Genomic DNA, 25,776 nt, shown 5'->3' with positions numbered 1-25,776 from the left:
CCCCACAACGACCGCCCGTTGACACCGAGCGGCCATCGGCCGCGACCCGGAGGTGCGACCCCGCATGCCCATGACACCGTACGAGGAGACCGCCGGCACCCGGCCCCGGGTGCGCCGCGACGTGCTGTTCACCGAGACGCCGGGCGGTGTGATCTTCCACAACGCCGACGGGGGTTTCCAGGTCGGCTCCCCCTCCGCCTACCGGTTCGCCACGCTGCTCGTGCCGCATCTGGACGGGAGCCGGACCGTGGCGGAGATCTGCGCCGGCTTCGGGGATCCGCAGCGGGCGATGGTGGGCAGCCTGGTCAAGGCGCTCTACGCCCGCGGCTTCGCCCGCCCGGTGCCGGACCCCGCGCAGGGACCGGGCGGCCCGGCGGTGGAACCGGCGGTCGCCGCCCGGTTCGCACCGCAGATCGCGTACATCGACCACTACGCCGACGACGCAGACGGCAGGTTCGCCGCGTTCCGCGCCACCCGGGTCGCCGTGCTGGGGGACGGTCCTGTCGCCCTGTGGTGCGCGCGCTCGCTGATCCGCAACGGCTGTGCCGTCGTCGGCGTGCAGCGGTCGCTCACCGAAAGCGCCGCCACCAGCGCGGAGTCGGACGCCCTGCGCGAGGAGGCGGCGGCGCTCACCGCGCAGGGCAGCCCGGCCGAGCTGGTGGTGCTGCCGGACACCGGCCCCCTTACGACGGGCGACTGGGGCACGTACGAGGAGTACGGCGCGGTCGTCGTCGCCTGTGGCCGGGACGCGCTGCGCACCGCTGTCTCGCTGCTCGGCGCGGGCGTGCCTCAGGGCCGTCTGCTGCTGCCCGCCTGGACGTTCGGCTCCACGGCGGTGGTGGGTCCGGTGGGTGCGGCGGAGACCGAGGGGTGTGTGGCGTGTGCGGCGCTGCGGCTGGGGGCAGGCGGTGACGCGGCGGTCGCGGCCGACCTCTGGAGCGGGCTCGCGCTGGGGCTCGACGGCCGTCCCGGGCCGCGGGGGCCGCTGGCGGCGATGCTCGGCAATCTGCTCGGCTACGAGGTGTTCCGGCTGATCGTCAAGGCGCTGCCGGCCGAGACCCGGGGGCAGGTCCTGCTCCAGGACATGGCCTCGTTCGACGTCCTCGCGGAGCGGCTGCTGCCTCATCCCCGCTGTCCGCTGTGCCGGACCCGGCCCCCTGTTCCCGAGCCCGTCGACCTGACGGCGGCCCCGGAGCGGCCCGCCTTCCAGCCGGTCGTGGCCGCCGCCCCGGAGGAGGACGCGACCGAGGGGCCGCTCGCCGACCTCGACCGGCGCTCGCCCGCGATGCGTCCGTCGGTCGGCGTGTTCACCCGGTTCGCCGACGAACCGGTCACCCAGACACCCCTGAAGGTCGGCGCATGCGAGGTGCCGCTGGGCGCTGCCGGAGTGCGGACCGTCGCCGCGTTCGACGTGCATCACACGGCGGGTGCCCGGCTGCGGGCGCTCAACGCCGCCGCCGAGGTGTACGCCGAGTACGTGGTGCCCGGGGCCCTTGCCCCGCAGGACGCCGGGGGCGCGGCACCGGTCGTGGACCCGGACCGGCTGACCACGGCCACGGGCTCGGGCGCCGACGCGGTTGCCGCCTGGGTCCTGGGCACGTCGCTGCTGACCAAGGAACCGGTACGGATCCCGGCCGGCGCGGTGCGGCCCTTCGGTCCGGACAACCTCGGCCGCCGGTTCGAGCCGTCCCGTGCCGGGGCCGGCGCGGGCGGCGGCCCGGCGGAGGCCGCGGCGGCGGGGCTGCTGTCCGCACTCTCCCACGACGCGCTGCGGCGCGCGGTGCGCGGGACGGGGCGCACCACGGTGCTCGCCCCGGACGAGTTCGCCGAGGACCCCGAGGCGGGCTTCCTGCTGCGGTCCGCCGGGCATCTGGGTCTGGACGTCGAACTGCTGGACCTGGGCGAGGCCGAGCACACCGGTGTGTCGGTGGTGCTGGCCAGGACCGGGCCGGACCGCCCCGGTGAGCCGTGCCGGTGGGCCGCCGGGGCCGCCCTCGACCGGACGGCCGCGGCCACCGACGCGCTGCGCGATCTGCTCGGCGCGGTCCAGCTCGCCGCGGAGGGCGTCCTGGGCGCCCCCGACACGGGTGATCCGCTGCTGGCGGACCTGGACGCGGCGCTGATACCGGTCACAGCGCCGGACGGCTCCGCGGCGCGGCCGGGCCCGGTGACCTGGGCGGACGTCCTGGAGCGGCTGGCCGCCGCCGGACGGGACGCGTTCGTGGTGCCCACCCACGCGCAGGATCTGCCCGCCGCCGGGCTCCACACCGTACGGGTCCTGCTCACCGAGGCGGCCGGCGGCACCGTACGGACCCCGCTCACCGAGGCGGCCGGCGATGACCGTTGACACCGTCGAGGCCGGCGCCGACGCGGTCGTCGAACCACGGCGCGCGGCGTGCCGCCTCTTCGAGGAGGACGTCCGCCGCGCCCTGGCCGAACTGCCGGTCGAGCCGGGTCGCCCGGCCCCTCGTATCAAGGTCTCCGCCCTCGGGACACGGGACGCCTTCAGCGAACCCGCCCTCCCCGCCGACGACGCGGCACGGTCCGCGCTGCCCGTGCACCTGTACGGCCGTCAGGTGGCGGTCGGGCCCTGGCCGGTGGCCGGACGGGCCGGCTGCGGCGGCTGTCTGCGGCGCCGTTGGCAGGGCGTGCGGTCGGTCGCGCTGCGGGAGGGGCTCGAACTGCGCGGCGGCACACGGGAGTCGGGGCCCTGGCCGTACCGGGTGCCGTTCGCGGCACAGGCGGTCGCCGCGCTGATCGCCCGCCTGGCCGCCACGCCTGTGGGGGACGGGCCGTTCCCGGACGTGTGGCTGGTGGACCTCGACCGGCTGACGGTGCGCCGTTTCCCGCTGGTGCCGGAGCCCGACTGCCCCGGCTGCGGCACGCCCCTGCCGGTGACCGCCGAGTCGGCCGCACTGGAGCTGCGGCCGGCGCCGAAGTACCGGCCGGGGATCAGCAGAGTCCGGCCGCTGGACTCCTACGGCCTCCAGGTGGACGCGTTCGCCAACCCCCACTGGGGTGCGGTCGGCCCCTCGGTCGTGTGCGACGTGACCTCTCCGACGACCTCGGCCACGGTGGGCTGTTTCTCCAGCCGGTCCGGCGACTACCTGCGGGAGACGTTCTGGGGCGGTCATGCCGACACCTATCACGCCAGTACCCGTATCGGCCTCCTGGAAGGGCTGGAGCGCTTCGCCGGGATGCGCGCCCGGGGTCGCGCCGTCACCCTGACCGCTTCCCTGGACGACCTCGGTCCCGACGCCGTCGACCCGCGCGAGACCGGCCTCTACACGGACGACTTCCACCGCGCGAACCCCTGGGTGCCGCCGTTCACCGAGGACCGCCCGATCCCCTGGGTGTGGGGCTGGTCGCTGCGGGACGCCCGCCCCCGCCCGGTGCCGGAAGTCCTCGCCTACTACCACAAGCCGGGCATCGAGCACCGGTTCGTCCAGGAGAGCTCCAACGGCTGTGCCTCCGGGGGGAGTCTGGAGGAGGCGGTGCTGAGCGGACTGATGGAGGTCGTGGAGCGGGACGCGTTCCTGCTCGCCTGGCACGGGATGCAGCCGTTGCCCGAGATCGACCCGGCGACCAGCACCGACCCGCACACCATGGTCATGGTCGAGCGGATGGCCCTGTACGGGTACCGGGCCAGGTTCTTCGACACCCGGATCACCTTCCCCGTTCCCGTGGTCACCGCGGTCGCCGAACGCTTCGACGGCGGCCCCGCCCGGATGTGCTTCGGAGCCGGCGCCGCCCTCGATCCCGAGGCGGCGCTCGCCGCGGCGCTGTGCGAGATCGCCACCGACTCGGTGCAGTTGCCGCAGCGGTTCCGGCGCGACGAGGCCGGATACCGCGCCATGGCCCGGGACTTCGGGAAGATCACCAGCCTGCACGACCACCCGCTGGTCTACGCGGTGCCGGAGATGGGCCGCCACGCCGACTTCCTGCTCCGCCGGCCCACGCCCCCCGCGCCACTGGCCGTGGCCGCGCTGCGCTGGTCCCGCGCCGACGGCCTGGGCCCGGACATCCGGGACGACCTGCTCGCCGCGGCCGGCGCGGTGATCTCCGCGGGATTCGATGTGGTGGTCGTCGACCAGACCGCGCCGGAGCAGCGCGCGCTCGGCCTGCACACCGTGAAGGTGCTGGTACCCGGTCTGCTGCCGCTCGACTTCGGCTGGACACGCCAGCGCGCCCGGCACCTGCCCCGGACGCGCACCGCGCTGCGCGAGGCGGGGCTGCGGTCCGACGACCTGACCGAGGCCGGTCTCAACCCCGGCCCGCACCCGTTCCCATGACCGGCCGGCACTCCCCGGCGGGGGAACGACGAAGAACCCGGCAATGCCCGAATCAGCGAGGAGAGGGGGAGTCCCATGAGGTACGCCCATGAGTACGCGCACGCCGTCCTGCACCGGGGCCGCGTTCCGATGGAGCCCACCGACCATGTCGTGAACTGGGCCGACGGCCCGCGCAAGGGGAAGTACTACCCGCATGCCGAGGCGTTCGCGCTGCCCGGCACCGAGGATCTCCCCGATGTCCCGGTGGCGCCGGGTCTGTTGACCGGTGCCGGGGCTCCGGGCGGGGGCGCCGGCGGCCCAGCCGGGTTCACGCTCCCGCTGCTGTCGGCGATGCTGAAGGATTCCTACGGGCTGACCGGGCGCCGGCTCGGCATCCAGGCCAACTCCGACCTGCCGGGGCTGCCGTTCTACACCCACGCCAACTGGTCGCGCGGCACCGCGGGCGGCGGGGGACTCTACCCGATGACCGTCCACTGGGCGTCCGGCCCCTCGGCGCCCGTCCTGCCCGGCCTCCACCACTACGACGTCCACCGGCACGCGCTGACCCGGCTGCTGGCCGGCGATGTCACCGGCCGGATCCGCGACGCGCTGGGCCCGGACGCGCCGGCCGAGGCGCTGGACAGCGACCAGTATCTGATCCTCGGCGTCAAGTACTGGCAGAACTCCTTCAAGTACAACAGCTTCTCGTTCCACGTGGTCTGCACCGACCTCGGCACCCTGGTGCAGACCTGGCGGATCTGGGGCGCGGCCCGGGGACTGCGGATCGCTCCGGTGCTGTGGTTCGACGAACCCGCCCTGAACGAGATCCTCGGGGTGACGGGCGAGGAGGAGACGGTGTTCGCCGTCGTTCCGCTGCACTGGGACGGACCGGCGCCCCGCCCGGACACCGCGCGCACCGACCCCCGCCACCGGCCCCGCGTACGGCACCGCGACCGTGAACGCTCCCGTACGCTCCTTGACTTCGCGTCCCTGACCGCCATGCACGCAGCGACCTCGGAGCGGGCCGCCGACCGGCCTGCCCCCGGCGCGCTGACCGCCGCCGCGGCACTGCCCGTCGGCGCCGGCGGAGTCCGCACACCGTTGCCCGCGCCCGCCTTCCCGGACACCGGTCTGCGCCGGACCCTGCGCGAACGCCGTTCCAGCTTCGGCAGGTTCGACGCCCGCCGCCCGGTCGGCGCCGGGTCCCTGTCGGCGGTCCTGGCCGCCTGCGCCGGGACCCGGCTGGCCGGGGACACCGATCCCACCGGCGACATCCGGCTGGCCCGGCTGTATGTCTTCGTCAACCATGTGGAGGGGGTCGAGCCGGGCGCGTACGCCTACGATCCCGACCGGGGCGACCTGCGCCTGGTCGCCGAGGGCCCGCAGGGGGCCTTCCTGCAGCGGAACTACTTCCTGGCCAACTACAACCTGGAACAGGCCGGTGCCGTCCTGGTGCCGACCGTGCGGACCACCGCCGTGCTGGACGCGGTCGGCGACCGCGGCTACCGGCTCGCCGTCGGCACCGCGGGGGCGGTGTCCCAGACCTTCTATCTGGCGGCCTCCGCCCTGGGGCTGGGTGCGGGGGTGGCCCTGGGCTTCGACAACGTCTCGTTCGTGGAGCGGCTGGAGCTGTCCGGCGGCGACGAGGCCCCGCTGCTCATCATGGCGCTCGGTCACGAACGGCCCGGGCCCGCCGACTTCCGCCACGACATCGCCTGACGGCCGCAGAGGATCGCCATGACACCCACGCGCTCCGGCACACCGGACACCCCTGCCGCCACTCCCGCCGACGCCCCCGCGGAAGTCTCCGCCGTTGCCCCTGCCGCCACTCCCGCCGACACCACGTCCACGGACGGGACCCACTGGGAGCCCGGCCGGCGCTTCATGCTCCGCGCGGCCGGCCTGCCCGTCGAGACGGTGCACGGCCTGCGCTGTCCCCGCACCAGCCGCTGGGCGGAGGACGTCCTGGCCGAGGAAGAGCGCCTGGCCCGCGCCGGAGGAGAGCTCAGCGAGCTGCTGCACACGCTGGTCGCGGCGACCACCGGTCCCGACGAGGCACCGGGGGACGCCGCCGACCGCCGGAATCTGATCAACCTGCGACGCCAGGTGTTCAACAACCGGCTTCCCGCCGACCCGCGGGCCGCCGTCCGCCTGGTGACGGAGCGGGACCCGGAGACCGGCCGGCGCACCGCCGACTGGCTGCGCGACCGCGCCCGGCTCGACGCGCTGCGGGCCACCGGAGCGGACCTGCTGGCCGGTGAACTCCTCAGCAGCCGCCGTGCGTTGCGCGAGGCGCTGGCCGACGACCGGCTGCGCCTCGGGCTGCTGCTCGCCTCACCCGCGCTCGACGGCCGGCTGGACGCCTATCTGCGCGACACCTCTGCCCGGCCGAACAACCGGCTGCGCAAGATCGAGCGTTCGGCGGTGACCTACCTGTACCGCACCGCGTGCAAGACCAGCCCCTTCAGCACCCTCACCGGCATCGGACGCGGCGTCTTCGCGGGCGAGGCGACGGACGACGGGGCCGCGCTGCACACCGGTGAGAACTGGGTGAGCCGGGTACGGCTCAATGTGGTGGTCCTGAACCGGCTGACCGAACTGATCAGGGCCGACCCTCGCCGCCGTCAGGATCTGCCGGTGGTCCTCTCCCCGGGCTGGGGACGCGACGACGGCCGCATCCGCTATGTGCGCCAGGAGACGACAGTCGGCGACGACAGCGCCGCCGTCACGTTCGACGCGGTCCGCGACCGGCTGTTCTACCTGCGCGGCAGCGGCACCCTGGAGCGACTCCTCGCATGGCTCGGCGGCCAGGGGACCACGGTGCGCCACCGGGAGCTGGTGGACTGGCTGGAGAAGGAGCATCAGGACGCCGGACGCGAGGAGTGCGACCGGTACGCCTCCGCTCTGCTGGACCTCGGCATGGTGCAGGTACCGCTGCTCCGGGTCGACGTCCACAGCGGCGACCCGCTCGCCTCCTACCAGGCTGCCCTGCGCTCGCTCGGGGCGGCCTGGGCCGACCGGCTGGCCGGCCTGCTCGACGGCCCGGCCGACTGCCTCGACCGCTACCCCGGAGCCGGTGTCGCCGAACGCCGCACCCTGCTGGACACACTGCGCGAACATCTCCTGTCGGCCCAGCGTGAGTTGGGGGCGGACGCACCCGCTCTCCCGCAGACCCTCGTGTACGAGGACGTCGACACGGGTGACGACCTGCGCTGCGGACCCGCGGTGCTGGGCGGGGAGACCGGCCGCGCCCTGCGGGCCGTGGAGGGCGTCCTGCCCCTGTTCGACCTGACGCTCCCCCAGCGCATCACCCTGCTCGGGTTCTTCACCGCCCGGTACGGCCGCGGCGGACGCTGCGACGATCTGCTCGGCCTGATCCACGACTTCCACGAGGACTTCTTCGACCAGTACGTCTCCTTCACGGCCAAGCGCCGCTCCTTCGACGAGAACGGCGCCTACGTGCCGGAGGAGAACTGGCTCGGGCAGAGCGAGATGACGATCCTCGACCGGGCCCGCCGCCGCTTCCACGACGGCATGCGTGAGCTGTGGCAGCGGCACGGCGCGCGAAGGGACGACGCCGGGGAGATCGAACTGCCGGGCCCTCTGCTGGACGAGACCGCCGCCGAACTCGACCCGCTCATAGGTCACTTCACGCCCCAGAGCCACCATGTCCAGCTGTCCCGGCCCGCCGGAGGCCCTCCCCTGGTCGTCCTCAACAAGTCCTACGGCGGACTGGCCTTCCCCTTCAGCCGGTTCACCCATCTCTACGACGGCACCGGTCCGGACGCCGCACCGGGATTCTCCGACGTACTGCGCGAGGAGATGGCGGCCCGCCGCCCGGACGGCGCGGTGTTCGCGGAGATCACCGGAGGTCCGGTCACCAGCAATCTGAACCTGCACGGCAGGCTCACCGGTCACCAGATCGTCTGCCCCGGTGAGACCGGCTCCGTGCCGGAGGAGGACCGGATCCACCTCGACGACCTCTACGTCGAGCACGACGAGCGGGCCGGCCGCCTGGTGCTCCGCTCCCATCGGCTCGGCCGTGAGGTGGTGCCGGTCTACCTCGGCTACCTCGTGCCGCTCGCGCTCCCCGAGATCCCGCGCACCCTGCTGCTGCTCTCACCGAGCACCATGGCCCCGTTCGACCTCTGGGCGGGTGTGCCCGAGGGCGAGGGGAGCGACGGCGTCACCCGCAGGCCCCGGGTCCGGCACGGCAACCTGGTGGTCGCCCGGCGCTCCTGGACCGCGGACGCCCAGGTGCTGCCGGTGCGCGGTCATGGGTCCGGGGAGGAGGAGCACTTCCTGGGCTGGCGCCGCTGGCGGCGCGCCCACGGCCTGCCCGACCGCTGCTTCGCCACCGTGTCCCACCCGGACCAGGGCCCGATCGGTGCCAAGCCCGTGTACGTCGACTTCGACAGCCCGCTCTCCCTGGCCGCCTTCGACGCCCTGCTGGAGCGCAGGCCGGGAACCCGGGTGACGTTCCGGGAGATGCTTCCCGCCGAAGACGGCCTCCACCTCACCTCCCGGCGGGGCCGGCACGTGGCCGAGCTCGCCGTGGAGACCTTCACCACCCGCCGCCCCGCCCGTCCCGACCGGGAGGTCGCCTCCTCATGCCCGAACTGACCGAACCTGCGGCCTTCCGGCCGGGCCCCGGCGACGAGGGCTCGCCCTGGCTGGCGATGCACATCTTCTACGCCGCCAACCCCCAGCCGCTGCTGGTCGACTGCGTGCGCCCGCTGGTCGCCCGGCTCAGCGAAGAGGGCCTGGTCTCCGGCTACTTCTTCATCAACTACTGGCTGGAGGGACCGCACGTCAGGCTTCGGCTGCGTCCCAGCGGCCCCGGTGCCGAGGCCGAGGTGCGCCGCCGTGCGGAGGAGGCGGTCGGCGGCTTCCTGAAGGCCCGCCCCGCCCTCTACCAGGTCGACTCGGGCTTCCTGAAGGACTTCTACAACTCCCTCTTCGACATCGAGTTCCCGGGCGAGGACCGAGCGGCCTACCTGGGCCCGGACGGCCGGATGAACCTCCGGCCCAACAACTCCTTCTCCTACGAGGTCTACGCGCCCGAGTACGCCAAGTACGGCGGCCCGGCCGGGGTGGAACTCGCCGAGTGGCACTTCCGGCGCTCCAGCGACCTGGTGCTGGAGGCGTACCGGAGCATGAACCTGCATCTGCGGACCGTGCTGCTCGGCACCTCGGCCCAGCTGATGATGGTCATGGCGAGTTGCTTCCTCCCCGACGAGGAACGGCTCGCGGACTACCTCGACTCCTACTACGCGTTCTGGCACCGGCTGTTCCCCGGCACCGGTTTCATCGGTTCCGCCGAGTACGAGAGGTCCTACGCGCACATGGCGCCCTCGCTCGGAGCCCGGTTCGCCCATCTGCGGCAGGCCGTGGCGAGCGGTGACCTGTCCCGGCTCCCGGCGTTCCTGCGCGGCTGGGCCGAGCACTGCCTGGAGCTGCGCGAGCGCGTGGCCGCCCTCACCGAGCGGGGTGAACTGGCCTTCCCCGCCTGGGACGGCCCGGCCCGCGAGGACAGCGGACAGCAGCGCACCGAGACGGAGGACGCGGCGCCCCTGGTGACCGTCACCCACCTGCCGGCGGTCCTGCCCCGGCTGCTGTCGCCGTACATGCATATGACCAACAACCGGCTGCACGTCACCATCAGGGACGAGGCGTATCTCGCCTTCGTCCTGGGCCAGGTCCTGCGCGAGCCGACCGCCGGACGGGCGGACGCCTCATGAGCACCGACGGCTCTTCTGCCGCGAGCAGTTCGGCGACTGCGGGCGGGGCGGGTGGCGCGGGCACCGGCCGCTCCGGCGGCGGACACGGCACCGCCGGCCACCGGGCCGCCGACCGCGCCGGCCCCGGCCCTTCCGGCACCGACCGCTCCGCCGCCGTCCGTGCCTACCGCCCCGAGCTGCGGCCGGGGGTGCTGATCGGGCCCGCGCTGTCGCGCGGCCCGCGCACCGTGCACCTGGTCAGACATCCGGTCAGTGGCGCCGCGTTCGAGATCGGCACGAAGGAGCACTTCGTGCTCAGCCGGCTCGACGGCACCCGGAACCTCGACGACATGGTGGACGAGTACGCGGCCCGGTACCGGCGGCGGCTGCCCGAGGAACAGTGGACCCGGCTGCTCGGCCTGCTCGGCACCCGCGGCCTGCTCGCCGGCTCCCCCGACCCCGCCCCGACCCCGCCGCCCCCGGCCCGCACCGGCACCTTCTGGAAGGGCAGCCGGCGGACCGTCGCCGACGCCCACGCGACCACCGGACGCCTCCACCGGCTGCTGCGCCCCCTGCTCCGCCCCTGGGTCCAACTCCCGCTCGTGGCGGCCGTACTCGCCATGACCGGCGCCCTGTTCGCGGACCCGTCGGCGCTCCTCGGCGGGACACGGGACCTGCTGAGCCGGCCCGCTCTGCTGGTCCCGTTCGCGGTCTTCCTCTGGATCAGTATCTGTCTGCACGAACTCGCCCACGGCGTCGCCGCCCGGCACTACGGCGGTACGGTCTCCGAGATCGGAGTGCGCTGGCGGTTCCCCGCCCTGATGATGTACTGCACGGTCGACGACTACCTGTTCCTTCCCGGCCTGCGGGCGAAACTGGTGGTCGCCGCGGCGGGCGCGTACGTCAACCTGGTGCTGCTGCTGCCCTTCGCGCTCTGGTGGGCGCTGCTGGACCCGGCCGACCCGAACCGGGCCGCGCTCACCGGGATGCTCCTCGTCGGCGTCGTCCAGGCCCTGAGCAATCTGGTACCGCTACCCCCGCTCGACGGATACCGCATGCTCAGCCACCTCCTGGCCACCGCCAACCTCGCTCCGGAGGCCATGGCCTACCTGGCTCTGCGCCGCCGCGGGCGGGACGCCGTCGCCGCCTACCCGCCGCGCGCCCGCCGTCTCTACACGGCCTATGCCGTCGCGGCGGCCACGCTGGTGCTGCTCGCCGCGGCCGGCACCTGCACCGCCGTCGTCCTGCTGATCCCGCGATGACGTCCCCCCGCTCCGGAAGAAGACGCGACTCATGAATGAGGTACCGCTATGAGCTCCCCCTCCCCCACCCCGGACGACGGCGTCCGGCCCGCCGTCGCCGTCAGCGGTGTGACGAAGAGTTACGACGGCCGGCGTGCCGTCGACGAGGTCACCCTCGACGTCCGGCGTGGCGAGTTCTTCGGGCTGCTCGGCCCCAACGGGGCGGGCAAGTCCACCCTGGTGGAGATCATGGAAGGGCTTCGCAGGGCCGACTCCGGAACGGTCACCGTGTTCGGCGAGTCGCCGTGGCCGCGCAACACCGGACTGCTGCCGCGCATGGGCGTGCAGACCCAGTCGTCGGCGTTCTTCGTGCGGCAGACCGTCCACGAGCATCTGCGCACGGTGGCGGCCCTGTTCGGCGCGGAGCGCGCGGCCGTCGACGCCACCCTGGAGGCCGTCGGGCTCGGCGGGCGGCACGACGTCCGCGTGGACAGTCTCTCCGGTGGCCAGCGGCAGCGGCTCGCCATCGCCTCCGCGCTGGTCCACGGACCCGAGTTGATCTTCCTGGACGAGCCGACCGCCTCGCTCGATCCGGAGGGCCGCCGGGACCTGTGGCAGGTGTTGCGCGGTCTCAAGGCCCAGGGCCGCACCATCGTGTACACCACACATCACCTCGACGAGGCCGAGGCGCTGTGCGACCGGGTCGGCATCCTGGTGGAGGGCCGGCTGGTCGTCGTCGACGAACCGCAGCACCTGATCGGGACGTTCGGCGGCGCCGCCCGCCTCCTGGTCCCGCTCGGCCGGATCGACGAGGAGCGGGCCGCGGCCCTGCCCGGCGTGGACACCGTCACCGTGCAGGGCGGACACCTCGTCCTGGAGACCCGCGCCACCGGGCGGGTCCTCGCCGCGCTCGACACCGCCACCGGCCTGGACGGGGTGCAGACCCGCACGCCCAGCCTGGAGGACGTCTACCTCGACATCACCGCCGGGCGACGCCCGGGGACCCCGCTCGCCGCGAACAACCAGGAGCAGCAGGCATGAGTGCCTACACCGCGCTGACCGGGGCGGGTTACCGTGCCCAGGTCCGGGACAAGACGACCGTCTTCTTCACCTTCGCCTTCCCGCTGATCTTCCTCGTCGTCTTCGGCCTGATCTTCCGGGGCCGTGACGTGGAGGAGAGCGGCCTGTCCTATCTGTCCTACACCGCGGCCGGAGTGCTCTCCTGGGGTGTCGCCAACGCCGCCGTGTTCGGTATCGGGTTCACCCTGATGCAGTGGCGGGCGGACGACATCCTGCGGATGATCCGGATGTCACCCGCCCCGCTGTCCGCCGTCATCGGCTCCCGCTACGTCCTCGCCCTGGGCGTGGGAGTGGCCCAGTCCGTCCTGTTCGTCGGCGTGGCGATGCTGCCCGGCTTCGGCCTGGTCCCGGCGTCGAGGTGGCCGCTGCTGATCCCCGTCATGGTCCTCGGCATCACCACGTTCCTGCTGCTGGGAGTGATCATCGGCAGCATCGCCGACACCCCCGAGTCGGTGGCCGGTATCGCCAACTTCCTGATGCTGCCCATGGCCTTCCTGTCCGGGTCCTTCTTCCCGCTGGACGCCATGCCCGGCTGGCTGCAGAAGGTGTCCCTGGTCCTGCCGCTGCGCTACCTCAACGACGCGGTGGCGTCCGCTCTCACCGGCCGCGGCGACCTGTCCGACATCGGCCTGGGCTGCCTCGGTCTCCTCGTGTTCGCCGCGCTCTTCGGTGCCCTCGCGGTGCGCACCTTCCGCTGGACGAAGACCTCGTGAGCACCGCGACCCGGGCGCTGCCGCAGCCGATGGCGCGGGCCCGGGACACGCTGCAGACATTCCTGGACGGCCGCTTCGGCCCCGGTGCCCCGCGTGTCGTGCCGCTCGGTGCCGTCGGTGCCGGAGCCGGGGCGGGCGCGGCGCCGGACCCCTGGGCGGCGGACCGGCCGACGGCGCTGATCCATGTCAGCGCCTCGGCGATCCTGCTCGGCCCCTGGGGAGGCGACGGCAGCGCCCCCGCCTGCGGCACGTGTCTCGCCGTACGGTGGCAGCGGCTGCGCAGCCGCAGCGAACGCAACGCGCTGGAGACCGGCGGCCCCGACGGGCCCCGCCCGGCCGGCGACTGGCCCCTGCTGCCGGACCCGGTGCAGGACACCGTCGCCGCGCTCTGCGAGGCCCTGCGGCACGGGCCCCGCCCGGTCCCGCCCGCCACCCACCCGGCGGACCGCGCGCTGCCCCAGGTGACCCGGATCGGTCTGGCGGACCTGCTGGTCAGGACGTATCCGCTGCTCGCCGACCCGCTCTGCCCCGACTGCGGCCCGCCGCCCCGGGCACAGACCCGGGAGAGCGTCCCGCCGCTCACCCCGCTCCCCCGCCCCAAGCCGGACCCCGGCGGCTACCGGCTCCGCCCGGCGTCCGCCCACCCGCTGCCCACCGACGCCCTGGCCAATCCGGTCTGCGGTGCGCTGGGGGCCGGCACCTGGACCGACGTCACCTCGTCCACCACCGCCCCGGTGGCGGGCAGTGCGTTCATCCGGGGGTACGCCGGGCTCCACGACGTCACCTGGAGCGGGCAGGAGAACTCCTTCGCCACCAGCCGCCGGCTGGCCTTCCTGGAGGGCCTGGAACGGTTCGCGGGCACCCACCGGCGCGGCGGTGTCGCACCGGTCGTCGGCTCGTACGCCGAGCTGAGAGCCGACGCGGTCGACCCCGCCGTGTGCGGTCTCTACAGCGCGGAGACCTACCGCACCGACCCGTCGGTCACGCCCTTCGACCCGGACCGGGCCATCCCCTGGGAGTGGGGGTGGTCGCTGCGCGACGAACGTCCGGTGCTGGTGCCGTCGCGGCTGGTCTACTACAGCCTCCCGACGGCCGGGGACGACTTCGTCTTCGAGTGTTCCAACGGCTGCGCGATCGGCGGCTGCCTGGAGGAGGCGGTCCTCGGCGGCCTGCTCGAACTCGTCGAGCGCGACTCGTTCCTGATCGGCTGGTACGGCGCGGTCCGGCTGCCCCGCATCGACCTGGAGACGGTCGGCGGCCCGACGGTGCCCGCGATGACCGAACGGGCCGCCCTGCAGGGCTACGACGTGTACGCCTTCGACAACCGCGTCGACCTGGCGATCCCCGCCGTCACGGCGGTCGGGGTCCGCCGGGACGGCGGTCCGGGCACCCTGACCTTCGCGGCCGCGGCCTCGCTGGACCCCATGTCCGCGGTCGAGGGCGCCCTGTCCGAGGTGCTCAGCTACATCCCTCACCTGTCCCGGCAGACCGCCGAACGCCGGGATGAACTGGAGGCCATGGCCGACGACTTCTCCCTGGTGCGCCATCTCAAGGACCACCCCCAGCTGTACGGGCTCCCGCGCATGGCCGGCTACGCGCGTGCCTATCTAGCACCGTCCGCGGCCCGCCCCTTCGACGAGGTGTACCGGCGGTGGGAGGCGGGCGGCCGTCCCCGCACCGGTGATCTGCGGGACGACGTCGCCGTGGTCCGCGACGAACTGGTCCGGGCCGGTCATGACGTCATCGTCGTCGACCAGACCTCGCCGGAGCAGGAACGGATGGGGCTGCGGACGGTGAGTACGGTCGTGCCGGGGCTGCTGCCGATCGACTTCGGCTGGAACCGGCAGCGCGCCCTGCTGATGCCCCGGCTGCGCACCGCGCCGCGCCGTGGCGGGCACCGGGACGGCGACCTCACCGACGCCGAACTCCTCCGGGCCCCGCACCCCTTCCCGTGATCCCCGGTCCACCAGGTCCACCAGGTCCACCACCCGGTCCCCACGCGGCAGCGGCGGGGCCGGCCGTACGAACCACGGAGTCCGCCTGTGCCCCCTGAGTCCCGTGCCGCCCGGGTCACCGCGGCGCCCGCCGCGGGCCGCCCCGCCGGGGACCGTCCCGTCGGGGACCGTCCCGTCGGGGAAGACCTCCTCGCCCGTACCGGTGACGTACTGCGTCCGGCCCTCGACCTCTATCTGGACCTGCACGCGCATCCCGAACCGTCCGGGCACGAGGCCCGTACCGCGGACCGCTTCGGCCGGCGGCTCGCGGCGGCGGGCTGCGAGGTCACCCACGGGGTGGGCGGCCACGGCGTGGTCGGCGTCCTCGGCAACGGGGACGGGCCCCGCGTCTGGCTGCGGGCGGAACTGGACGCCCTCCCGGTCCGCGAGCGGACCGGCCTCGCGTACGCGAGCGACGGCGAAGCCATGCACGCCTGCGGTCACGACCTGCACCTGGCGGCCGCGGCCGGCGCCACCGCCCTGCTCGCCGCGCTCACCGACCGCTGGCGGGGCACCCTGGTGGTCGTGGGGCAACCGGCCGAGGAGACGCTGAGCGGGGCCGAGGCCATGCTCGGCGACGGGCTGTACGAACGCTTCGGCCGGCCGGACGTCGTCCTCGCCCAGCACGCCGCGCCACTGCCGTCCGGCACGGTCGCCCATGGAACGGACCGGGTCCCGATGGCGGCGGCCGGCGCGGTGCTCGACGTGGTGCTGCACGGGCGGGGCGGCCATGCCGCCACCCCGCACCTGGCGGTGGACCCGGTGGTCGCCGCGGCCGCCGTCGTCACCCGGCTCCAGGGCGTCGTCGCCCGCGAGACCGCGCCCGCCGACCAGGTGTCCCTGACCGTGGGCACGCTGCGGGCCGGAACGGCCGCCAACGTCATCCCGGAGAGCGCCGCGCTCGGTATCGGGGTCCGCGCCGCGAGTGAGGCATCCCTGGAGCGGGCACTGGCCTCGGTGCGCCGTGTCGTGCGGGCCGAGAGCGCCGCCTCGGGCGCCCCCCGGGAGCCCGAGGTGAGCGTGGTGTCCCGCTCCGCGGCCCTGTACGGCGACCCGTCCGCCACCGAAGCGGTGCGACGCGCCCACACCGGCCTCCTCGGCGCCGGACGGGTCCTGCCCTGGCCGGGGTCGCTGGCCGCGGAGGACTTCCCGCTGTTCGGGGACGCGGGGGCCGGCGTCCACGGGCAGCCCGGTGTGCCCCTGGTCTACTGGATGCTGGGGGTGGTGGACGCGGAGACCTGGCGCCGGGCGACGGCCGGCGGTCCGGGCGCGCCGCCCCTGGTCCCGAACCACTCCCCGTACTTCGCGCCCGACATCGCCGGCGCGCTGCGTCCCGCCGTCGCCGCGATGGCGTCCGCCGCCCTGGACCGGCTCGCCGCCCGGTGACTCAGCTCAGTGGCGGTCCGGGCTCCGGGTTCGGGACCGGTTCGGGGCCCGGGGGGATCGGCGACGGGGACGGCTCGGGGGGAACCGGGTGCGGCGGAGGCGGGGGCGAGGGCGGAGGTGTGGGGACCGGTCCGGGGGGCGAGGGCGTGGGGGCCGGTCCGGGTTGTGGCTCCGGGGGCACGGGTTCCGGGCCGGGGGGTGACGGCTCCGGGCCGGGGGTGGGTCCCGGAGTGGGGCCCGGCGGGACGGGATCCGGGTACGGGTGAGTCATGGCGCATGCCTCCAGCTCTGCTCCGGCCGGGTCACCGGCCGGTATCCGCTCTGGACTACTCCCCGCCTACCCGGCGGGCCACCCGCCAGTCACCCGTCCGGGTGAGGGCCGCCGCCGCGTCGAGTCCCGGGCGAGGGCTGGAGAGCACGGGGACCGCGGTGGTGGTGAGTCGTTCCGCCGGGGCCATGGACGCCTGGGCGAGGACGATCACATCGGCGCCGGTCACCGTGTCGGCCGCGTCCGCCACCCGGCGTACGTAACCGGACCCGTCACCCGCGTCGAAGCGCCCCCAGGCACCCTCGACCAGCGCCGTCCGCACCCGGACGGACCGGCCGGCCCGGGCCGCCTCCTCCTCGATCAGGGCGGCCGTCGGCCGCAGGGTGCTCTCCAGCGCGGCGAGCACGGCCACCCGGGGCCCGGCGGCCACGGCCGCGCGCGCCATCGGCCGGTCGACGCGCAGCACCGGGACGCCCGCCTCGGCAGCCTCCGCGACCTGCCCGATGGTCGAACAGGTGCACAGTACGGCCCGCGCTCCCTCCTCGGCGGCCTCCCGCACCCTCGCCCGTACCTCACCGGCGACCGCGGCGGGACCGTCGGCGCGGGCGCGTTCCAGCAGTTCCTCGGCGACGACATGCCTCAGTTCGAGCCCGGGGTGCCGCTCGTCGCGCAGGGCGTCGAAGACGGGCACGTGAACCGGTGAGGTGTGCAGGAGGACGAGCACGAGCGCCGCCGCCTGCCCTCAGAACCGTCCGGGATGCGCCGCCAGCCACGCCTTCGCCGCCCTGATCAGCTCCGGGCCGGCCACGGGGGCCTGGTCCGGGTGGCGCGCGGCCCAGGTGACGACGTACGGGCAGAGCGGCGCGACGGCGCTGTCCTCGCGGGCGGCGAGAGCGTAGAGCTCGCGGGCGAGTGAGCCCGCGATGCCCTGGCCCTCGTGGGCGGGCTCCACGACGGTGTGCACCGGCACGAGCGCGCGCTCGGGGGCGTCGAGCACGAAGTACTCGATCCGCCCAGCCACCTCACCGTCCGCCACGGCTTCGAGCCGGCCCGCCGCCCGGTCGTCACGGATCTCGATGTCGCCCATGGCCACCCCCACGCTCCTGCCTCGGTTGCCGCGCTTGCCTCGGTTCGCGCCGGTCAGCCCGCGGTGACGGCCTGCGCGCTGCGCTCCTGGTCCGACCCCGGCACCGGCTCGGACGGGTCGGCGCCCAGGGCCACGACGCGGTTGTCGGCATCCACGTGCACCACCCGGGGCACCAGCGCCCGAGCCTCGGCGTCGGTCACCTGAGCGTAGCTGATGATGATCACCAGATCACCGGGATGGACGAGATGCGCCGCGGCCCCGTTGATCCCGATCACCCCCGACCCACGCTCCCCCTCGATGACGTACGTCTCCAGCCGGGCCCCGTTGGTGATGTCGACGATGTGCACCAGCTCACCGGGCAGCAGATCGGCGGCGTCGAGCAGATCGGCGTCGATCGTCACGGATCCCACATAGTGCAGGTCGGCCTGGGTGACGGTGGCACGGTGGATCTTGGACTTGAACAGAGTACGCAGCACTTTGGACTCCCGGAAGACGGCTCCCTGCCTGCTTCTTGCAGGTCAAGGGCGTTGTTCACTGTACACCGGCACCCCTCGGACTCGAAGATCCTGAGGAACATCGATCCCACTCGGGCAAGAAGGCTCCTCGTCTGCGCTTCCGCGAAGAATGAGGCTGTTGAACTATCGCCGACCAAACACCTGTCTCGGAGTGTGCGAGGGCTCATGCCGACCAGACACTGACTCACCTGACGATGTGACAGGTAGGCACTTCGTCGGGCACGGAGTCATCCTCCGCATCGACCTGGAAGTCGTTCAACACACCCGGCAGCCGGGGGCTTCATCCGGTTTCAAAGCACCAGGCGGTCGAGTGGACCTGCGACTGGCTGATGCCCCGCCGACGCCTGTGGAGCACACGATCCGGGCAGCCGTGTGACGCTACCCAAACCGAGTCCCCGACTGTGACCGATCGATCGCGACCGCTACCACTTGGTGGGCAGCCGTGTTCCAGCTGCTTGCCCAGGGGCGTGCCCCTTGACGTGGTGTAGGCGATCAGTCGTCGGTTGCGATGGTGGTGTTCGGGAGCACGGGGGTGCTTTCGCCGGGCTCGGTGGGGTAGGTCTGTCTGGTCCATGCTGCCTTCGGGTAGGTAGCGGCGGGGGAAGGCGATCCACTCGTCGTGCATCTCGAAGAGCACGGCGGTGACCAGCCGCAGGAGGGCGTCGTCGTCGGGGAAGACCTGGACGACATCGACGCGGCGTTCGATCTCGCGGTTGATCCGCTCCAGCGGGTTCGTGGACTGAATCTTCTTCCAGTGCCGTTCCGGGAAGGCGGTGAGGTCGTCCTTGACGTCCAGGAGCATCTGTCTGACCTGGGGAAACTGTGCGCCCAGCATGTCGGCGACCGTGTCGAGCTGCTTACGGACGGCGTCCTGGCCGGGCTGGGCGAAGATGGTGCGGATGGTCACCGCGACCATTTCCGCGGCGTCCTCGGGTATCACGCCGAAGACATTGCGGGGAAATGAACCCGGCAGCACTGGCAGGCCGCGCCGATCATGACCTTGCGGATCGCCTTGACCAGGCCCGAGTGGTGATCGCCGAGCACGAGCCGGACACCGCCCAGGCCGCGTTCACGCAAAGAGCGCAGGAACCGGATCCAGAACACCTCGGTCTCCCGCGTGTGTTCCCGTACGCCTGGCCGGTGCCCTTCGCCGACTTGTGGATGCGGCTGCGACGAATCAGCCGGCGGTCGGTGTTCGACTGACTCAGGAAGAGCTCTCTCAGATGACCGGTGCTTCCCGCAACACCGTCGGTGCGGCGATCAAGCCGTGGCGGGAAGAGGGCTGGCTGAAGACGGATCCGGGCGGCGGACTCCTGATCCATGACATCACATCGATCGTGGCCCACGCCCGCAGCACGATGTGACCGGCCACACCGTGACCCTTCCATTTCTGCCAGACGTGCCACGTGCTCCGCGTCCGGCCCTCGTGACCGCAGAGAGACGCCCGGCATGATCGAGGATATGGGGACGTCCTCCACCACCGATGGCTTCACCTGCGCGGATTCGGATGTCGCACACGAGCCGGGGTCGCGAGTGGCAACTCCGGCAGTAGCCGCTCCGGTTAAATCCACAGCCACGGATTCGTGAGAGACGCCGAGCACCTGATCCATTCTGTCCACCCCGTTGATTGACAGCTCACAGAACCTGACACACGCCGCGCCCGGACGGCTCAGCACCACCGGGCCGCGCTGCCGGACCACGCCTGGCCACGGTCTCGGTCGGAGTCCGGGCACAACCGACAGGCGAAATGAAGAATTCCGTTCATCTCTCCCCGTCCTTGAGGTGTTGCCCGTGTCTTACTCCCATGCTCACGCGTCACTCTGGTCATTGTCGAGCCCTTTGCTGACAGTTGAACCCCGCCGCCGTCCTGCACGCCGCGACCACGCGATGAACTGGTCCCGATGGCGACGCCGTCACCAAGCACGTGCCCGGCGCTGTCACTACATGCGGCGCGGGCACCCGTTGGCGGGAAAGCCCCAAGACCGTCCCGCACACGCCGAACCCCCGCTACACTTCCCACCGCCAGACCGCTGACCAGGACGCATACAGAGGTCCGGCTGGAGTACTAGGCACCCCCGCCCGGGGCGATCAGACCCGTCTCGTAGGCGAAGACGACGGCCTGGACGCGGTCGCGCAGGTCCAGCTTCGACAAGATGCGGCCGACGTGGCTCTTGACAGTGGTCGGGCTCAGGAACAGTCGCGAGGCGAGTTCGGCGTTGCTGAGGCCCGTGGCGAGCAGGCGGAGCACCTCCAGTTCACGAGGGGTCAGGCCGGAGAGATCGCGGTGCGGGGTGGTGGTCTGTGGTTCGTCGTGCTGGGCGAAGCGCTCGATCAGCCGACGAGTGATCGTGGGTGCGAGGAGAGCGTCGCCGGACTGCACCAATCGCAGGGCGGACACCAGGTGTTCGGGGGTGACGTCCTTGAGCAGGAAGCCGCTGGCGCCGGCCGTGAGCGCGGCATAGACGTACTGGTCGAGGTCGTACGTGGTGAGGATGATGACCCGGGTCTCCGACGGCCCGTCACCACCGAGGATGCGCCGGGTGGCCTCGATGCCGTCCATCACCGGCATCCGGATGTCCATGAGGACGACGTCGGGCCGCGTGCGGCGCACCGCTGCGACAGCCTCGGCCCCGTCAGCCGCCTCGGCCGCCACCTCGATGCCGTCCGCAGCCAGAATCATTTTGAAACCGGTGCGTACCAGGGCCTGGTCGTCGGCGATGACGGCGCGCAGCGGCGGCCGGTCCCCGGTCATGCCACGCTCCACGGGATGCGGGCGGTAACCCGGTAGCCGCCGGTCGGCGTCGGACCGGCCGTCAGTTCCCCCTCGTACACGGCCAGCCGTTCCCGCAGCCCCATGTGGCCGCGACCGTTGCTCTCCACCGGCGGGGCGTCCTTCACGCCTCCTGTGTCCGTGACCTCGATCTCCAGGCAGTCGTCGGTGTATCCGATGGCGACGGACGCCTCCGCGCCGCGTGCGTGCTTGATCGAGTTGGTCAGTGCCTCCTGCACGACCCGGTACGCCGCGAGGTCCACCCCCGACGGCAGCGGTTCCGACGGCAGCGACACCCCGACGCTCACGGGCAGCCCGGCGGCCCGTACCCGGGCGACCAGCGCGTCGAGCTGCGCCAGCCCCGGCTGCGGCTCCAGACCGTCGGGTCTCTCGTGGTCCGGAGCCGCCAACAGACCCATCACGTGCCGCAGTTCGGCCATGGCGGCCCTGCCGCCCGCCTCGACGGCCAACAACGCCTCCTTGGACTGCTCGGGCACTACGTCCATCACTTTGCGGGCCGCGCCCGCCTGGATCACCATCACGCTGACATTGTGAGTCACGACGTCGTGCAGTTCGGCGGCAATACGCGCACGCTCCTCCACGACAGCCCGGCGCATGGCCTCCTCCTGCGCCTGCTGCAGCTCGGTGACCCGGTCCCGGCTGGACGCCAGCCGCAGTTGCAGGAACCGCACGAGACTGGCCAGCATCCCGGCCACCAGCAGCACGAATCCCGGGCTGGACCAGCCCGGGAGCAGGGGATCGGCGTTTCGGAAGGCGTAACCGGACAGCGCGGCGGCCATCACCAGGACGGCGATCGCCAGTATCCGGTAACGGCTGTACACGATGGCGCTGTAGGCGCCGACGACACAGGCCAGGACGGTGATCCAGGAGGCGGAACCGCCGATGGCCAGCGCCGCGACCAGCACCGTCACGAACGTGGCCAGCGGGTACAGGCGCCTCAGTCCGAGTGGCAGCGTCGACAGGATGACCATGGCCCAGGGGACGGGCGGAGCGTCTTCCTCCGCGGGGGCCTGGTCGGGGCCGGGCGAGGGCGGCGCGGGCACCCCGGTTCCGACGTCGATCACGGGGGGGTTCACATCCACCGGCCCGTTGCCGGGGTACCGCACCGCCACGAACAGAGCGACGGCGGTCAGCACGACCGCCAGCACCACGTCCAAGCGCACCGCCCGCTTCGGCTGCGGGGCGGACTTCGCCTCGGGGCGCAGCGCGTCGATGAGCCGGTGAAGCCGGCGGCGCCGATCTTGCGTCTCCATCCGTCCATTGTGGGGCGCTCGTCGCCCGGTCCGCGTCCACCTGTCTGATCAGGGCGTTGTCTTCGAGGCCTACTCCTCAGGTAGGACTCCGTGGCCGAATCATCCGCGGGGAGGGGCCGATGTTGGTTCCGCGGCCGACGCGCCGCGCGGGCGGCAGCCTCTAGGTTCACAGAGTCGGCAACGGCATGTGCCTCTCGCGATCGTAAGGACGGACAACCCGCATGAACCAAGTGATCGAGCTGGAAGGTGTGGCGAAGCGCTACGACACCGGCGGTGCGCCGGCGCTCGGACCGCTCACGCTCAGCGTCGCCAGGGGTGAGGCCCTTGCCGTGACGGGCCCTTCCGGCAGCGGCAAGTCCACGCTGCTGAACCTCATCGCCGGCCTGGACAAGCCGACCGAGGGCTCCGTGCTCGTCGCGGGGCGGCGGATCGACCAGTTGAGCGAGCACGCCCTCGCCAAGTTCCGTCGCGAGCACATCGGCATCGCCTTCCAGTTCTTCAACCTCCTGGACGACCTCACGGTCACCGACAACATCCAGCTTCCGGCCCAGCTGACCGGGACGAGCCGGCGCGCTGCCGCGGCCCGCGCGGGCGAGCTCATGGAGATGCTGGGCATTCAGAAGCACGCACGCGCCTATCCGGGCCGGCTGTCCGGAGGTGAGCGCCAACGGGTCGGTGTCGCCCGGGCGTTGATCAACCGTCCCGAGCTGCTGCTGGCCGACGAGCCCACGGGTGCACTGGACTCCGCCTCGGGCGCGGAAGTCCGCAAGCTGCTGATCGACCTGCACCGCGGTGGCCAGACCATCGTGCTGGTGACGCATGACCTGGCACTCGCGGAGGCGTGTGCGAGCCGCACGATCCACCTGGTGGACGGTCACCTCGCCCTCGACACGTATGCGCAGGCCATCCGATGAGCCGGCTCGGTAGCGGCGCGTTGGGCCGGGTCGTGCGCTCCGGGGTCGGCCGACGGCGGGTGCAGACCCTGGTGATCGCCGTGGCCACGATGATGGCCGTGGCCTCGGCCGTGGTGGCCGGGGCCCTGATGGTCGCCGCGGCGGCTCCCTTCGACGACGCCTTCAAGAAGCAGCAGGGCGCGCACATCACCGCGCAGTTCGATCCGGCCAAGGCGAGTGCGGCGCAGCTGGAGCGCACCAAGAAGCTGGCCGGCGTCACGGCGAGCGCGGGGCCGTACGCCTCCACGGCATTCCGTCCGGTGGACCAGTCGGGCTTCCGGATGCCGACGCTGACCGTGGTCGGGCGGTCCGGCGCGGACGCCGATGTCGACCGCGTGGAACTGAAGTCCGGCCGGTGGGCGCAGAAGCCTGGCGAGATCGTGATCGACGCGTCCTTCCAAGGACCCTCCGCCGACATCGGCTCGACCCTCAAGACGTCGGACACCCCGAACGCCCCGACCCTGTCGGTCGTCGGGTTCGCCGTGTCGGTCGGCAAGTCCGCCGACGCATGGGCGACCTCGGCGCAGGTCGAGGCCCTGGCGGCGTTGGGCAGCCCCCTCACGACCCAGATGCTCTACCGCTTCGACTCCGCGAGCACGAAGCAGCAGATCCTCGCCGGCCGGGCGGAGCTCGCCTCCACCGTGGACTCCGGGGCCCTGCTGGGCACGCAGTCCTGGCTGGACACCAAGCGGGCCGCGGATCAGGGCGCGGCGGCGACCGTCCCGTTCGTGATGGCCTTCGGCGTGCTCGGCATCGTCATGTCGGTGATCATCGTCAGCAGTGTGATCAGCGGTGCGGTCGGCACGAGTCTGCGCAGGATCGGCATCCTGAAGGCCATCGGTTTCACGCCTCGCGAGGTCGTCCGCGCGTATGTGGCGCAGGCGCTGATCCCGGCCACGGTCGGCATCTCCCTGGGTGTCGTGCTGGGCAACCTGCTGGCGGTGCCGCTGCTGGCGGACACGGAGTCGGTGTACGGCAACGTCTCGCTGTCCGTGGCCTGGTGGGTGGACGTCGCGGTACCGGCCGCCGCGCTGCTCGTGGTCGGGCTCGCGGCGCTGATCCCCGCGCGGCGTGCCGGACGGCTGAACACGGTCGAGGCCATCGCGGTCGGCCGGGCGCCGCGCCCGGGCCGCGGGCAGTGGGCGCACCGGGCCATGGGGCGGCTGCCGCTGCCCCGGCCGGTGACGTACGGGCTCGCCACTCCCTTCACGCATCCGGTGCGTGCCCTCGCGATGCTGCTAGCGGTGGCGTTCGGCACGGTCGCGGCGACGTTCGCGGTGGGACTGACCTCGTCCCTGAACGAGGTCGGCAAGTCGCAGGACCCCGAGAGCCGTGCCGCGGTCACGGTCACGACGGTCAGGATGAACAACATCGCTCCCCCGCCGCCCCCGCCTCCCGTGGGGGGCGACGCCGCGGCGAGCCCGTCTCCGGTGGCCCCCAGCCCGGCGGCCGGTTCGTCCAAGCCCGAGGTGGCCGACCCGGCGAAGGTGCGGGCCGCCGTCACGTCCGAGGCGGGGCTGGAGTCGTACTACAGCAAGCTCCAGACGGAGGTCGCCGTGGCCGGGGTCTCCGGCGCGGTGGAGGCCAGCCTCTACGAGGGCGACTCGCGCTCCGGCAGCTACGAGATGCTCTCGGGGCACTGGATCACCGGGAAGGGCCAGGTCGTCGTCCCCACGCGCTTCCTGGAGCGGACCAGCACCAAGGTCGGTGACACGGTGCGGATGACGTTCGAGAAGGAGAGCGCCGACCTGCGGATCGTGGGTGAGTCGTTCGACACCTCCGGCAATGAGCTGGAGGTCCACGCGGACATGGCCAACTTCCCGTCGGCGCAGCCCGAGACGTTCCTCGTCGACGTGACGTCTGGTGTGTCGGCGGGCGAGTTCGCCCGGAAGCTCGCGGCGGTGGTGCAGCCGATGGGTGGTGACGCCACGACCGTCGTGGAGTCGGAGCAGAGCGGCGTCATCCTCATCATGGACGCGATGGCGGTGCTGCTGACCCTCATGCTGATCGCCGTGGCCGGTCTCGGCGTGCTCAACTCCGTCGTCCTGGACACCCGCGAACGCGTCCACGACCTGGGCGTGTGCAAGGCGATCGGCATGTCGCCGCGGCAGATGGTGAGCCTCGTGCTCGCCTCGGTGTCCGCGATCGGCGTGGTCGGCGGGCTGCTGGGCGTGCCGGCGGGATACCTGCTGCACGGCGTCGTCATGCCGGTGATGGGGCGCGCGGTGGGCACCGGAATGCCCTCGCCGGTCCTCGACGTGTACGGGCCGGTCGAGCTGCTCCTGCTGGGGCTGGGCGGCGTCGTGCTGGCGATGCTGGGCGCGATGATCCCGGCCGGGTGGGCGGCCAGGGCCCGCACGGCCACGGCCCTGCGCACCGAGTGACGCAGGACGCGGCACCGGCAGCATGAGAGGACAGCCCGGCCCCGAAAGGGCCGGGCTGTCCTCGTGCGTACGTGCTCCGAGCCGTGCGCAGCGTCGCTCGGGTGCGCCGCCGCACGGGCC

18 protein-coding genes and 1 pseudogene are annotated in these 25,776 nt (G+C 72.9%); 13 read left to right on the top strand and 6 right to left on the bottom strand.

All coding sequences use genetic code 11. From position 1 onward, the window contains the following. Positions 1-64 precede the first annotated feature (64 nt). The 10 genes from ACIF9R_RS16065 to ACIF9R_RS16020 all read left to right on the top strand — a co-directional run bounded on the left by ACIF9R_RS16065 (position 65) and on the right by ACIF9R_RS16020 (position 16,405). The gene (locus ACIF9R_RS16065; protein WP_399979797.1) at positions 65-2,347 is read left to right on the top strand and encodes a TOMM precursor leader peptide-binding protein; all 2,283 of its coding nucleotides are present in this window, start codon (positions 65-67) and stop codon (positions 2,345-2,347) included. After that, positions 2,337-4,292, top strand: a complete 1,956-nt coding sequence (locus tag ACIF9R_RS16060) for a TOMM precursor leader peptide-binding protein (RefSeq protein WP_399979794.1) — start codon at positions 2,337-2,339, stop codon at positions 4,290-4,292. The genes ACIF9R_RS16065 and ACIF9R_RS16060 overlap by 11 nt, the downstream gene beginning before the upstream one ends. A 75-nt stretch (positions 4,293-4,367) precedes the next feature. Beyond that, positions 4,368-5,990 carry a nitroreductase family protein gene (locus ACIF9R_RS16055; protein WP_399979791.1) on the top strand — a complete coding sequence of 541 codons (1,623 nt, stop codon included), beginning with the start codon at positions 4,368-4,370 and terminating at the stop codon, positions 5,988-5,990. 18 nt (positions 5,991-6,008) lie between these two features. Then, complete coding sequence (locus ACIF9R_RS16050; protein WP_399979789.1) at positions 6,009-8,894, top strand: lantibiotic dehydratase; 2,886 nt, start codon at positions 6,009-6,011, stop codon at positions 8,892-8,894. After that, complete coding sequence (locus ACIF9R_RS16045; protein WP_399979786.1) at positions 8,882-10,012, top strand: lantibiotic dehydratase C-terminal domain-containing protein; 1,131 nt, start codon at positions 8,882-8,884, stop codon at positions 10,010-10,012. The genes ACIF9R_RS16050 and ACIF9R_RS16045 overlap by 13 nt, the downstream gene beginning before the upstream one ends. Next, a complete protein-coding gene (locus ACIF9R_RS16040) occupies positions 10,009-11,253 on the top strand; it encodes a metalloprotease (RefSeq protein WP_399979784.1) in 1,245 nt (414 codons plus the stop codon). The genes ACIF9R_RS16045 and ACIF9R_RS16040 overlap by 4 nt, the downstream gene beginning before the upstream one ends. Positions 11,254-11,301: 48 nt before the next feature. Beyond that, positions 11,302-12,273, top strand: coding sequence for an ATP-binding cassette domain-containing protein (locus tag ACIF9R_RS16035; RefSeq protein WP_399979782.1), 972 nt, complete (start codon positions 11,302-11,304; stop codon positions 12,271-12,273). After that, entirely contained in the window at positions 12,270-13,025 is a 756-nt protein-coding gene (locus tag ACIF9R_RS16030) for an ABC transporter permease (RefSeq protein WP_399979779.1), read from the top strand. Before ACIF9R_RS16035 ends, ACIF9R_RS16030 begins: the two co-directional genes overlap by 4 nt. A gap of 29 nt (positions 13,026-13,054) precedes the next feature. Further along, complete coding sequence (locus ACIF9R_RS16025) at positions 13,055-14,980, top strand: TOMM precursor leader peptide-binding protein (protein ID WP_399979995.1); 1,926 nt, start codon at positions 13,055-13,057, stop codon at positions 14,978-14,980. Between the two features lie 87 nt (positions 14,981-15,067). Continuing rightward, entirely contained in the window at positions 15,068-16,405 is a 1,338-nt protein-coding gene (locus ACIF9R_RS16020; RefSeq protein WP_399979777.1) for an amidohydrolase, read from the top strand. Between the two features lie 326 nt (positions 16,406-16,731). Here the strand turns inward: ACIF9R_RS16020 and ACIF9R_RS16015 are convergent, their stop codons facing one another. The 4 genes and pseudogenes from ACIF9R_RS16015 to ACIF9R_RS16000 all read right to left on the bottom strand — a co-directional run bounded on the left by ACIF9R_RS16015 (position 16,732) and on the right by ACIF9R_RS16000 (position 19,379). Continuing rightward, complete coding sequence (locus tag ACIF9R_RS16015; protein WP_399979774.1) at positions 16,732-17,397, bottom strand: aspartate/glutamate racemase family protein; 666 nt, start codon at positions 17,395-17,397, stop codon at positions 16,732-16,734. An 18-nt stretch (positions 17,398-17,415) separates the two neighbouring features. Next, positions 17,416-17,760, bottom strand: coding sequence for a GNAT family N-acetyltransferase (locus ACIF9R_RS16010; protein ID WP_399979772.1), 345 nt, complete (start codon positions 17,758-17,760; stop codon positions 17,416-17,418). Positions 17,761-17,813: 53 nt separating this feature from the next. Then, positions 17,814-18,236: an aspartate 1-decarboxylase gene (panD, locus tag ACIF9R_RS16005; protein ID WP_399979769.1), complete on the bottom strand. Its 423-nt coding sequence runs from the start codon at positions 18,234-18,236 to the stop codon at positions 17,814-17,816. Positions 18,237-18,555: 319 nt separating this feature from the next. Further along, a pseudogene (locus tag ACIF9R_RS16000) lies at positions 18,556-19,379 on the bottom strand (transposase). A 53-nt stretch (positions 19,380-19,432) separates the two neighbouring features. Here ACIF9R_RS16000 and ACIF9R_RS15995 point away from each other — a divergent pair. Further along, a complete protein-coding gene (locus ACIF9R_RS15995) occupies positions 19,433-19,639 on the top strand; it encodes a helix-turn-helix domain-containing protein (RefSeq protein WP_399979766.1) in 207 nt (68 codons plus the stop codon). 701 nt (positions 19,640-20,340) lie between these two features. On the opposite strand, the gene ACIF9R_RS15990 is transcribed toward ACIF9R_RS15995, so the two are convergent. Then, positions 20,341-21,027, bottom strand: a complete 687-nt coding sequence (locus ACIF9R_RS15990; RefSeq protein WP_399979764.1) for a response regulator — start codon at positions 21,025-21,027, stop codon at positions 20,341-20,343. Next, entirely contained in the window at positions 21,024-22,319 is a 1,296-nt protein-coding gene (locus ACIF9R_RS15985) for a sensor histidine kinase (protein ID WP_399979762.1), read from the bottom strand. Before ACIF9R_RS15985 ends, ACIF9R_RS15990 begins: the two co-directional genes overlap by 4 nt. Before the next feature lie 221 nt (positions 22,320-22,540). On the opposite strand from ACIF9R_RS15985, the gene ACIF9R_RS15980 reads away from it, so the two are divergent. Together ACIF9R_RS15980 and ACIF9R_RS15975 are read left to right on the top strand one after the other, a co-directional pair. Then, on the top strand, positions 22,541-23,233 hold the full coding sequence (locus tag ACIF9R_RS15980) for an ABC transporter ATP-binding protein (protein WP_399979759.1): 693 nt from the start codon (positions 22,541-22,543) through the stop codon (positions 23,231-23,233). Further along, a complete protein-coding gene (locus tag ACIF9R_RS15975; protein ID WP_399979757.1) occupies positions 23,230-25,656 on the top strand; it encodes an ABC transporter permease in 2,427 nt (808 codons plus the stop codon). The genes ACIF9R_RS15980 and ACIF9R_RS15975 overlap by 4 nt, the downstream gene beginning before the upstream one ends. Positions 25,657-25,776: the final 120 nt, after the last annotated feature.

Source organism: Streptomyces sp. NPDC086080, from assembly GCF_044540255.1.
Lineage (GTDB): Bacteria > Actinomycetota > Actinomycetes > Streptomycetales > Streptomycetaceae > Streptomyces.
Note: the sequence above shows the minus strand (reverse complement) of the source record. Positions and strands in the feature narration are given on the sequence as shown.

What these genes read in the sequence shown, in the direction of transcription:
- ACIF9R_RS15990 (WP_399979764.1), bottom strand. Translation starts at nt 21,027, where the DNA reads ATGACCGGGGACCGGCCGCCGCTGCGCGCCGTCATCGCCGACGACCAG.
- ACIF9R_RS15980 (WP_399979759.1), top strand. Translation starts at nt 22,541, where the DNA reads ATGAACCAAGTGATCGAGCTGGAAGGTGTGGCGAAGCGCTACGACACC.
- ACIF9R_RS16060 (WP_399979794.1), top strand. Translation starts at nt 2,337, where the DNA reads ATGACCGTTGACACCGTCGAGGCCGGCGCCGACGCGGTCGTCGAACCA.
- ACIF9R_RS16050 (WP_399979789.1), top strand. Translation starts at nt 6,009, where the DNA reads ATGACACCCACGCGCTCCGGCACACCGGACACCCCTGCCGCCACTCCC.
- ACIF9R_RS16035 (WP_399979782.1), top strand. Translation starts at nt 11,302, where the DNA reads ATGAGCTCCCCCTCCCCCACCCCGGACGACGGCGTCCGGCCCGCCGTC.
- ACIF9R_RS16055 (WP_399979791.1), top strand. Translation starts at nt 4,368, where the DNA reads ATGAGGTACGCCCATGAGTACGCGCACGCCGTCCTGCACCGGGGCCGC.
- ACIF9R_RS16010 (WP_399979772.1), bottom strand. Translation starts at nt 17,760, where the DNA reads ATGGGCGACATCGAGATCCGTGACGACCGGGCGGCGGGCCGGCTCGAA.
- ACIF9R_RS16045 (WP_399979786.1), top strand. Translation starts at nt 8,882, where the DNA reads ATGCCCGAACTGACCGAACCTGCGGCCTTCCGGCCGGGCCCCGGCGAC.
- ACIF9R_RS15975 (WP_399979757.1), top strand. Translation starts at nt 23,230, where the DNA reads ATGAGCCGGCTCGGTAGCGGCGCGTTGGGCCGGGTCGTGCGCTCCGGG.
- ACIF9R_RS16040 (WP_399979784.1), top strand. Translation starts at nt 10,009, where the DNA reads ATGAGCACCGACGGCTCTTCTGCCGCGAGCAGTTCGGCGACTGCGGGC.
- ACIF9R_RS15985 (WP_399979762.1), bottom strand. Translation starts at nt 22,319, where the DNA reads ATGGAGACGCAAGATCGGCGCCGCCGGCTTCACCGGCTCATCGACGCG.
- ACIF9R_RS16025 (WP_399979995.1), top strand. Translation starts at nt 13,055, where the DNA reads ATGGCGCGGGCCCGGGACACGCTGCAGACATTCCTGGACGGCCGCTTC.
- ACIF9R_RS16030 (WP_399979779.1), top strand. Translation starts at nt 12,270, where the DNA reads ATGAGTGCCTACACCGCGCTGACCGGGGCGGGTTACCGTGCCCAGGTC.
- ACIF9R_RS16065 (WP_399979797.1), top strand. Translation starts at nt 65, where the DNA reads ATGCCCATGACACCGTACGAGGAGACCGCCGGCACCCGGCCCCGGGTG.